The sequence below is a fragment of the Bacillus sp. BK450 genome, from assembly GCF_004364885.1.
GTDB lineage: Bacteria > Bacillota > Bacilli > Bacillales > Bacillaceae > Bacillus > Bacillus safensis.
In genome coordinates, this window is record NZ_SOBQ01000002.1 from 906334 (window position 1) to 913756 (window position 7423).

The window sequence follows — 7423 nt, forward strand, 5'->3', positions numbered from 1 at the left end:
TATTTCCTCCTCTAATCTTACGCTAAAATAAACTCACTTACTATTTTACCAAAAAAATGTGGTTGTTCCACATGAACTGTATGCCCAGCATGCTCAGCCAAAATGAATTGACTTCCTTTCAGCTCCTGCTGCATACGTTTGCCGATATGGCAGAACTTTTCATCAAGCGTTCCGCAAATGAACAATACAGGCAAATGAATATGCTTTAATGCCTTCCAAACAGATGGCTGTGAACCTGTTCCAATTCCTTCTAAGCTGCGAGCCAGCCCAAGAGGATTGGCCTTCAGTCTTCCCTCTCTCAGCTCAGTCTGCCTTTCGGCTGATAAAGTTTTCTGCGAAGCAAACAAAGGAATGCTTTCCCAAAAATCCACAAACTTCACTAAGCCTTCATGTCTAATCTTTTGAGCAAGCTGATGATCATGCTTTAGTCTTGACATCCGCTCTTTAAAAGTGCGAAGCCCAGGAGATGTACTCTCAAGAATCAATTTATTGACACGATCTGGATAACGAGCGGCAAATGATAAAGCAATACGTCCTCCCATAGAATATCCGAGAATATTCACTTTGTGAAGCTTTAATTGGTTTAAAATCTCTACAAGATCTGCCAGCTGCTGAGACATGGCATATCTTCTCACACTTTCTGGCGAGTCCGTACGCCCATGTCCAAGCAAGCTGATCTGAATCAGTCTTGTATTCTCCAAATAAGCATTCAAGAACGTCCAAGACGCTGCACTTCCAGTGAAGCCGTGTAAGCATAATGTGGCATTTGCTGCCGAAGGGTTCTGGTCCACCACTTCGTACGCTACCCCATCACGCATTCTTATGATGAGAGAAAGCATTCTTTTTTCACTTCTTCCAATATGTCATCCATCATTTGACGATGCTTGTCTACACGGGAATGACGATCTGTTTCAATTTCAATTAAATGAAGCCCTGGTTCATCGATATGCGCCATGTACACATCATGTAACTCTTGTTTCGTTGACGGTTTCGAATAGGTTCCCCCATATAACTTCGATGCATACTCAAAATTCAGTCCTGTCGGCGTACCGAAGAGCTTTTCATAATAAGGTTTATCAGACGCCTGCGGAAGGAAAGAAAAGATACCTCCCCCATCATTGTTTATCAAAACAACTGTCAGCGGAATGTCCATCAGCTTAGCTGCAAGCAGACCGTTCATATCATGGTAAAATGATAAATCTCCAATGACTAAAGTGACTGGCTGCTTCAATGCTGCATACGTGCCAAGTGCTGTGGACACAACGCCGTCAATGCCATTTGCTCCGCGATTCGCCATCATTCGAAAAGGCTTGGACTGAGTTTCAAAAAATGTATCTACATCACGAATCGGCATACTATTTCCGATAAAAAGGACACTCTCCTTTGGCAAGAGGTGCTGAAGCTGACGGTACACATTCCCTTCAAAGGACAAATCCTCATCTGAATAGCGGGCTGCATGCGTTCTGAATGAAGAATTAGCATTCTGCCAGCAGTTTAAGAAACTTGTCTCTTTACGTTGTACTGCTTGATTTAATGCTGCTTCTACAAAAGCAGAGACAGTACTTTCAATGACGTATGAAGCACTTAACCCAGGATCACGAAAACCTCCGGCTGCATCTACAACAATCTGCTGCACTTCCGCATGTTTTTCCAGCCACTTGAATAAGGGCTTAGATACAGGCATCGGTCCAAAGCGAATGACCATATCCGGCAATAGGTGCTGCTGTAATGCTTCATCTTTCAATAAAGAATCATAAGCGTCGATAATTAGCTCTTTATTCTCATGCCCGTTGCGCAAAAGAGAAAGCGGGTCAGCTAAAATAGGTAAATGCAGAGCTTTCGAAAGGCGTAAAACTGCCTCTTTTTCTTCCTGTGTATGAAGTTCACCAGCCACAATCAGTCCCTTTTTTGATTGGTTTATGACGGTTACGATTTCAGACATCACTCGATCATTTGGGAAAACCTGACCTGATGCTAATACCTTTTTCGTGTCTGATTCTTCTCGCGCGAAAGGGTCAATAGACAGATCAGGAAGCAATGGTTCTCTCAGAGGTACATTGATCTGAACAGGCCCCTTTGGCTCCTGCATCGACATGTGATTTGCTCTCGCAGCTGCTGTCTGAACATAACGCAGCATCGTTTGACTTTCCTCTGGCAATGCTAAGTCTGTGAACCATTTAACAAACTTACCGAATAAGAATTGCTGATCAATCGCTTGAGGTGCCCCAACTTCCCTCAATTCGTGCGGCCGATCAGCAGTTAACACAATAAGAGGTACACGAGAATAATGCGCCTCTACAATGGCTGGATAAAAGTTAGCAGCTGCTGTACCTGATGTACAAATAAGCAGCACTGGTGATTGACTTGCTTTTGCAAGACCAAGCGCATAAAAAGCAGCAGACCGTTCGTCCACTAAAACATGGACATGGATGTCTTGATGAGCAAGGGCCAGCATCGCAAGCGGAGTTGAACGAGAACCAGGACAGACAACTGCCTCTTTCACACCACCTTGAACGAATTCATCCATCAATCTGCCTATATATGTTGTCATGATGTGATTATTCAATAGGATGACCTCCAAGAGCAGACAGCATTGGTCTTAACTTCACTTGTGTTTCCTCATACTCCTGCTTTGCAAGGGAATCCTCTACAATTCCGCAGCCGGCGAACAAACGAACACGATCTTCCTCAATAAGACCTGACCGAATGGCTACAGCAAATTCTCCATTATCCTGAGAATCAATCCAGCCTACCGGCGCTGCATACCAGCCGCGCTTAAGCGGTTCGATTTCACGAATCACTTCAACCGCCTTTTCCTTAGGATATCCGCCTAATGCCGGCGTCGGATGAAGCTGCTCAATTAATGAAAAGAGGGAACAGCTGCTTTTGATTTCTCCCACAATCGGTGTAAACAAATGCTGAATGTTTTTTGTTTTATAAAGACTTGGTTGATTTGGTTTATGCACATGAAGGCAATTCGCTTTAAATGCTTGCTCAATCATATTGACGACAATTTGATGTTCAATCAAATTCTTCTCATCATGCAGCAGTTCCTCGCCTAATGCGTAATCCTCCGCTTCATCTTTTCCGCGAACAATGGAACCTGCTAAACAGGATGAAAAGACCTCTCCGCCGCTTTTTTTCACTAAGCGTTCCGGCGTGGCTCCGACAAATGCTTGTCTTCCCTGTTCAACCGCAAATACATAACTCGTTGTTTGGTGCTTTAATAATTCTGCTAATAGTGGAGCAAGTTCAATTTGATTTTTATAGTGAAGCAAGACTTCTCTTGCTAAAACAACCTTTTCATATTCGTTTGCACGAATGTGGTCTGTCGCTTCTTGGATCGCCTTCATCCATTCGTTCACATCCAGCTCTTCCATATGAACAAGTTCAGCTAGTCCACCAGTCCGTACTGGCAATGTCTCGAAACGAGAGGCTTTTTGTTCTAATTCTTGAATAAGCTGATGAACATTCCCGTCCACCTGCTTCCACTCATTGATCGTAAGAAAACTGCCTTCTTTTGAGACAGTCAGCATGATCGATGGCACAAAAAAATGAGCCTCGCCAAATGCTTCCCAATGACGCGCCTTCTCTTCGTGCGGATCAAACGAGAATCCTCCAAATAAAAGCGGACCAACAGCCGCTTGCTTTAACTCCTTCTCATCATGAAAATGGAACATGTGCTGCTTTAGCTGTTCCCATTCTTGATGGACTATATCGAATCGTTCCTTGCCTTGCTCAGATGATTTAATGACGGCCGCTCTGCCAAGTCCAGAAAATATCATTTGGCTTTCTGGATCAGACCAAAAAAACCGCTCGCCTAAAAAATCCGCTTCTCCGCTTTGGAAAAAGGCAAGAGGATCCAGATCGTCAACTCTTCTGGAGTAGCTTATCAAAACAGCATGGTTGACGTTATTCGCTTCTTCTAATGTCGCGAGCGCTTCCTGCCGGAAAGTACTTTGCACTGTTGTCACCATGATACATTCCTCCAAAATCCGTGAAATAACATAAAAAATAAAACCATAACAAAAAAATACATGAACATTCGAATATGTCGAATGACCTGCTTTTCTATTATAAACCTTAACAGATGAACTTAGTAAAGAAAACAGCTTTCAAAACCTCGAATCCTTATTATATCACGCTTTCAAGATTTTTTCGCTCCTGCTTATTGAAACGAGAGCATCAAAGATAAAATGGCAGGACCTGTTCTAAAATCAAGCTTTTCTTCGATATGGCAACGATTAGCAAACATCTTTTTCCCGATTCATCGCATCAATATATTGACACCTTTTTGAACTTTGCTAAACTGGAATTTGGACGTGTACGTATTTTTTTATTTAAAGGAGTATATTTTATGCAGCATCAATCGATATCAGATCAGCTTTCACCAATAAAGCCTGATAAAAACTGGCGAATTTGGTGGAATTTACTACGACCGCATACACTAACAGCGGCATTTATTCCCGTTACTTTAGGAACTGTTTTAGCACTTCCAAGTGGTCAAATACATGTTGGGCTATTTTTAGCCATGCTGTTTGCATCTATGTTTATCCAAATCGCAACAAACATGTTTAATGAGTACTTTGATTATGTTCGCGGGCTTGACAACGAGAAATCTGTCGGCATCGGCGGAGCCATTGTAAGAAACGGTGTGAAGCCAAAGACAGTCCTCAGCCTCGCTTATGCACTATTTGCGCTTTCTTTATTACTTGGGGTATATATTTGCATGATGTCTAGCTGGTGGATTGCACTAATAGGACTTATTTGTATGGCAGCAGGCTATTTCTATACTGGCGGCCCTGTACCAATTGCATATACACCGTTTGGAGAACTTGTTTCAGGTGCTTTTATGGGATTAGGAATCATCCTGATTAGTTTCTATATCCAAACAGGCACACTGACGTCTAAAGCGGTTCTCATCTCACTACCAATTTCTATTTTAGTTGGTGCCATCTTACTATCGAACAATATCCGTGATTTAGACGGGGATAAGGAAAATGGACGAAGAACACTTGCCATTCTTGCTGGACGCAAAGCTGCAGTGAACATTTTACTTTCCATGTTTTTGGTATCATATGTACTCATTTTTGTTTATATCTTCACAGATATCGTCGGTCTTTGGAGTCTTCTTGTTTTACTGAGTGTGCCAAAAGCCTATACAGCCATTAAAGAGTTTAAGCAAAAAGAAAAACCGATTGAATTAATGAATGCCATGAAATCTACAGCTCAAACCAATACATTTTTTGGTTTTCTGCTGACGATCGCTTTAATCATACAATACTATATCGCGTAACAAAGAACGCCTGCAGCCGCAGGCGTTTTTTTAATAAGGAATTGCTTCAAATTGGAACTAGTCTTACATACAAAATTGCTCATACTAACAATATGTTTGATATGAAAGGATGATCGCTTTGTTGTCTAAAGACGAATTACATCATTTGAAGCAGCGCCTTCTTGATGAAAAGAAAGAACTTGAAGCCAAAAGCCATGACGATGAACAGAAAGTATCCTTTCCTTACGATTCGATCGGTGAATTGTCTGCCTATGATAACCACCCGGGTGATCAAGGGACAGAGCTGTTCGAGCGGGGGAAAGATATTGCTTTAAACAGCTTGGAACATGAACATATGTTAGACATCAATGAAGCACTCCAAGCCATTGCAGACGGCTCTTATGGTCTGTGCAAGGTCTGTAAAGCCCCTATTCCAAAGGAACGCTTAGAAGCCTTGCCTACTGCCGTCACATGCACAGAGCATTCAAAAGAACAGACCGTTTCACAAAACCGTCCGATTGAAGAGGATTTATTAAGTCCCCCCGCGGGACAATTTGAAAATGAAGAAAGTGCTGCGTACGATGGAGAGGATGCCTACCAAGACGTAGAACGCTACGGAAACTCTGAGACCCCGTCTGATATGGAATTCCCTCCTCTAACATACGATGATGTATATACACAATCAGAAGATGAAGATTATGTGGAGGACTACGAAGGATTCGCAGCTGCTGATATTGAAGGAAAAGCAAGCAAGGTGTATCCGACCAAAGCACACGAGGCCTATGAAGAAGCACTAGACGAAGAAGGTGTCATGACGGTATTTGGTGACTTGAAACCGTACGAGGAAGAACCTTATACAGAAGAAAATCATTAGTCCCCTCATATTGGGGGCTTTATGTTTATATCATGTAATTATTGGGAAATCATTTTAAGAGTGAATTTAATTGGAGGAGATTCTTGATGGCTAGAAAAAGTATCATTTGGGCGATTGTCGTCTTCTTTATTACATACGCACTATTCTCTATTGCCGGATTCTTGTTCCCCATCGACAGAGAATGGTATGACGCATTGAATAAACCAGAATGGACGCCTGGTGGCGGTGTGATTGGTGCTGTGTGGGCTGTCTTATTTGCACTCATCTCATTGTCCGCAGCGATCATTTATGGAAAATATGGATTCCAAAAAATCACTTTACCATTTTGGATTCTTTTCCTTTTAAATTATGTTTTCAATCAAGCCTTTAGCTTTTTTCAATTTACACAAAAGGATTTGTTTGTAGCTACAATCGACTGCCTTCTCGTCGCACTGACAGCACTTGCACTTGCACTTGTCATCGTCTCACGTAAACTAAGCAAAGTCGTTCCAATTTTACTGATTCCTTATGTCTTATGGGGCTTCTTTGCCACATACTTGTCTTATACGATCTATTCCATGAATATGTAAAAAAAAGACCGCCATGATGCGGTCTTTCGTTTTGGAGAAAATAAAAAAGAGATCTTTGACAAGATCTCTTTTAAAAATGACCCGTACGGGATTCGAACCCGTGTTACCGCCGTGAAAGGGCGGTGTCTTAACCGCTTGACCAACGGGCCAGATCAATGGCGGAGAAGGAGGGATTTGAACCCTCGCGCCGCTTACGCGACCTACACCCTTAGCAGGGGCGCCTCTTCAGCCACTTGAGTACTTCTCCATTTGGCTCCGCAGGTAGGATTCGAACCTACGACCGATCGGTTAACAGCCGATAGCTCTACCACTGAGCTACTGCGGAAGATCATGGTGGGCCTGAGTGGACTCGAACCACCGACCTCACGCTTATCAGGCGTGCGCTCTAACCAGCTGAGCTACAGGCCCATGAACAGATATACAAATGGAGCGGGTGATGGGAATCGAACCCACGACATCAGCTTGGAAGGCTGAGGTTTTACCACTAAACTACACCCGCAAAAATATGTATGGGGCGATTGATGGGAATCGAACCCACGAGTGCCAGAGCCACAATCTGGTGCGTTAACCACTTCGCCACAACCGCCATACTATGAATATTTTTATAAAAGTGGCTCGGGACGGAATCGAACCGCCGACACACGGATTTTCAGTCCGTTGCTCTACCAACTGAGCTACCGAGCCAAGTATTCTTTTGAAAAATGG

General features: G+C 42.9%; 6 protein-coding genes and 7 tRNA genes. 3 read left to right on the top strand and 10 right to left on the bottom strand.

The features are described 5' to 3' along the window. Positions 1 to 17 precede the first annotated feature (17 nt). From menH to EV579_RS09885, 3 genes are read right to left on the bottom strand one after another with little or no spacing between them, the layout of a single operon-like run. Positions 18 to 839, bottom strand: coding sequence for a 2-succinyl-6-hydroxy-2,4-cyclohexadiene-1-carboxylate synthase (menH, locus tag EV579_RS09875; RefSeq protein ID WP_133744340.1), 822 nt, complete (start codon positions 837 to 839; stop codon positions 18 to 20). Then, positions 821 to 2566: a 2-succinyl-5-enolpyruvyl-6-hydroxy-3-cyclohexene-1-carboxylic-acid synthase gene (gene menD, locus EV579_RS09880; RefSeq protein ID WP_133744341.1), complete on the bottom strand. Its 1746-nt coding sequence runs from the start codon at positions 2564 to 2566 to the stop codon at positions 821 to 823. Before menD ends, menH begins: the two co-directional genes overlap by 19 nt. Next, positions 2559 to 3977: an isochorismate synthase gene (locus tag EV579_RS09885; protein WP_133744342.1), complete on the bottom strand. Its 1419-nt coding sequence runs from the start codon at positions 3975 to 3977 to the stop codon at positions 2559 to 2561. The genes menD and EV579_RS09885 overlap by 8 nt, the downstream gene beginning before the upstream one ends. A 380-nt stretch (positions 3978 to 4357) precedes the next feature. On the opposite strand from EV579_RS09885, the gene EV579_RS09890 reads away from it, so the two are divergent. The 3 genes from EV579_RS09890 to EV579_RS09900 all read left to right on the top strand — a co-directional run bounded on the left by EV579_RS09890 (position 4358) and on the right by EV579_RS09900 (position 6718). After that, positions 4358 to 5296 (top strand): 1,4-dihydroxy-2-naphthoate polyprenyltransferase, encoded by a 939-nt coding sequence (locus EV579_RS09890; RefSeq protein WP_025093657.1) that lies wholly within the window; start codon positions 4358 to 4360, stop codon positions 5294 to 5296. A 118-nt stretch (positions 5297 to 5414) separates the two neighbouring features. Then, on the top strand, positions 5415 to 6149 hold the full coding sequence (locus tag EV579_RS09895) for a TraR/DksA C4-type zinc finger protein (RefSeq protein WP_024425775.1): 735 nt from the start codon (positions 5415 to 5417) through the stop codon (positions 6147 to 6149). A gap of 86 nt (positions 6150 to 6235) precedes the next feature. Continuing rightward, the gene (locus EV579_RS09900; protein WP_133744343.1) at positions 6236 to 6718 is read left to right on the top strand and encodes a TspO/MBR family protein; all 483 of its coding nucleotides are present in this window, start codon (positions 6236 to 6238) and stop codon (positions 6716 to 6718) included. A 77-nt stretch (positions 6719 to 6795) separates the two neighbouring features. On the opposite strand, the gene EV579_RS09905 is transcribed toward EV579_RS09900, so the two are convergent. From EV579_RS09905 to EV579_RS09935, 7 genes are all read right to left on the bottom strand, one after another. Continuing rightward, positions 6796 to 6867: transfer RNA gene (locus EV579_RS09905), tRNA-Glu, on the bottom strand. 7 nt (positions 6868 to 6874) lie between these two features. Next, positions 6875 to 6965: transfer RNA gene (locus EV579_RS09910), tRNA-Ser, on the bottom strand. Positions 6966 to 6968: 3 nt separating this feature from the next. Continuing rightward, positions 6969 to 7043: transfer RNA gene (locus tag EV579_RS09915), tRNA-Asn, on the bottom strand. Positions 7044 to 7049: 6 nt separating this feature from the next. Further along, positions 7050 to 7126: transfer RNA gene (locus EV579_RS09920), tRNA-Ile, on the bottom strand. Positions 7127 to 7143: 17 nt separating this feature from the next. Beyond that, positions 7144 to 7217: transfer RNA gene (locus tag EV579_RS09925), tRNA-Gly, on the bottom strand. Between the two features lie 11 nt (positions 7218 to 7228). Next, positions 7229 to 7304 (bottom strand) — tRNA-His (locus tag EV579_RS09930). Positions 7305 to 7329: 25 nt separating this feature from the next. Further along, positions 7330 to 7402, bottom strand: a tRNA-Phe gene (locus tag EV579_RS09935). Positions 7403 to 7423: the final 21 nt, after the last annotated feature.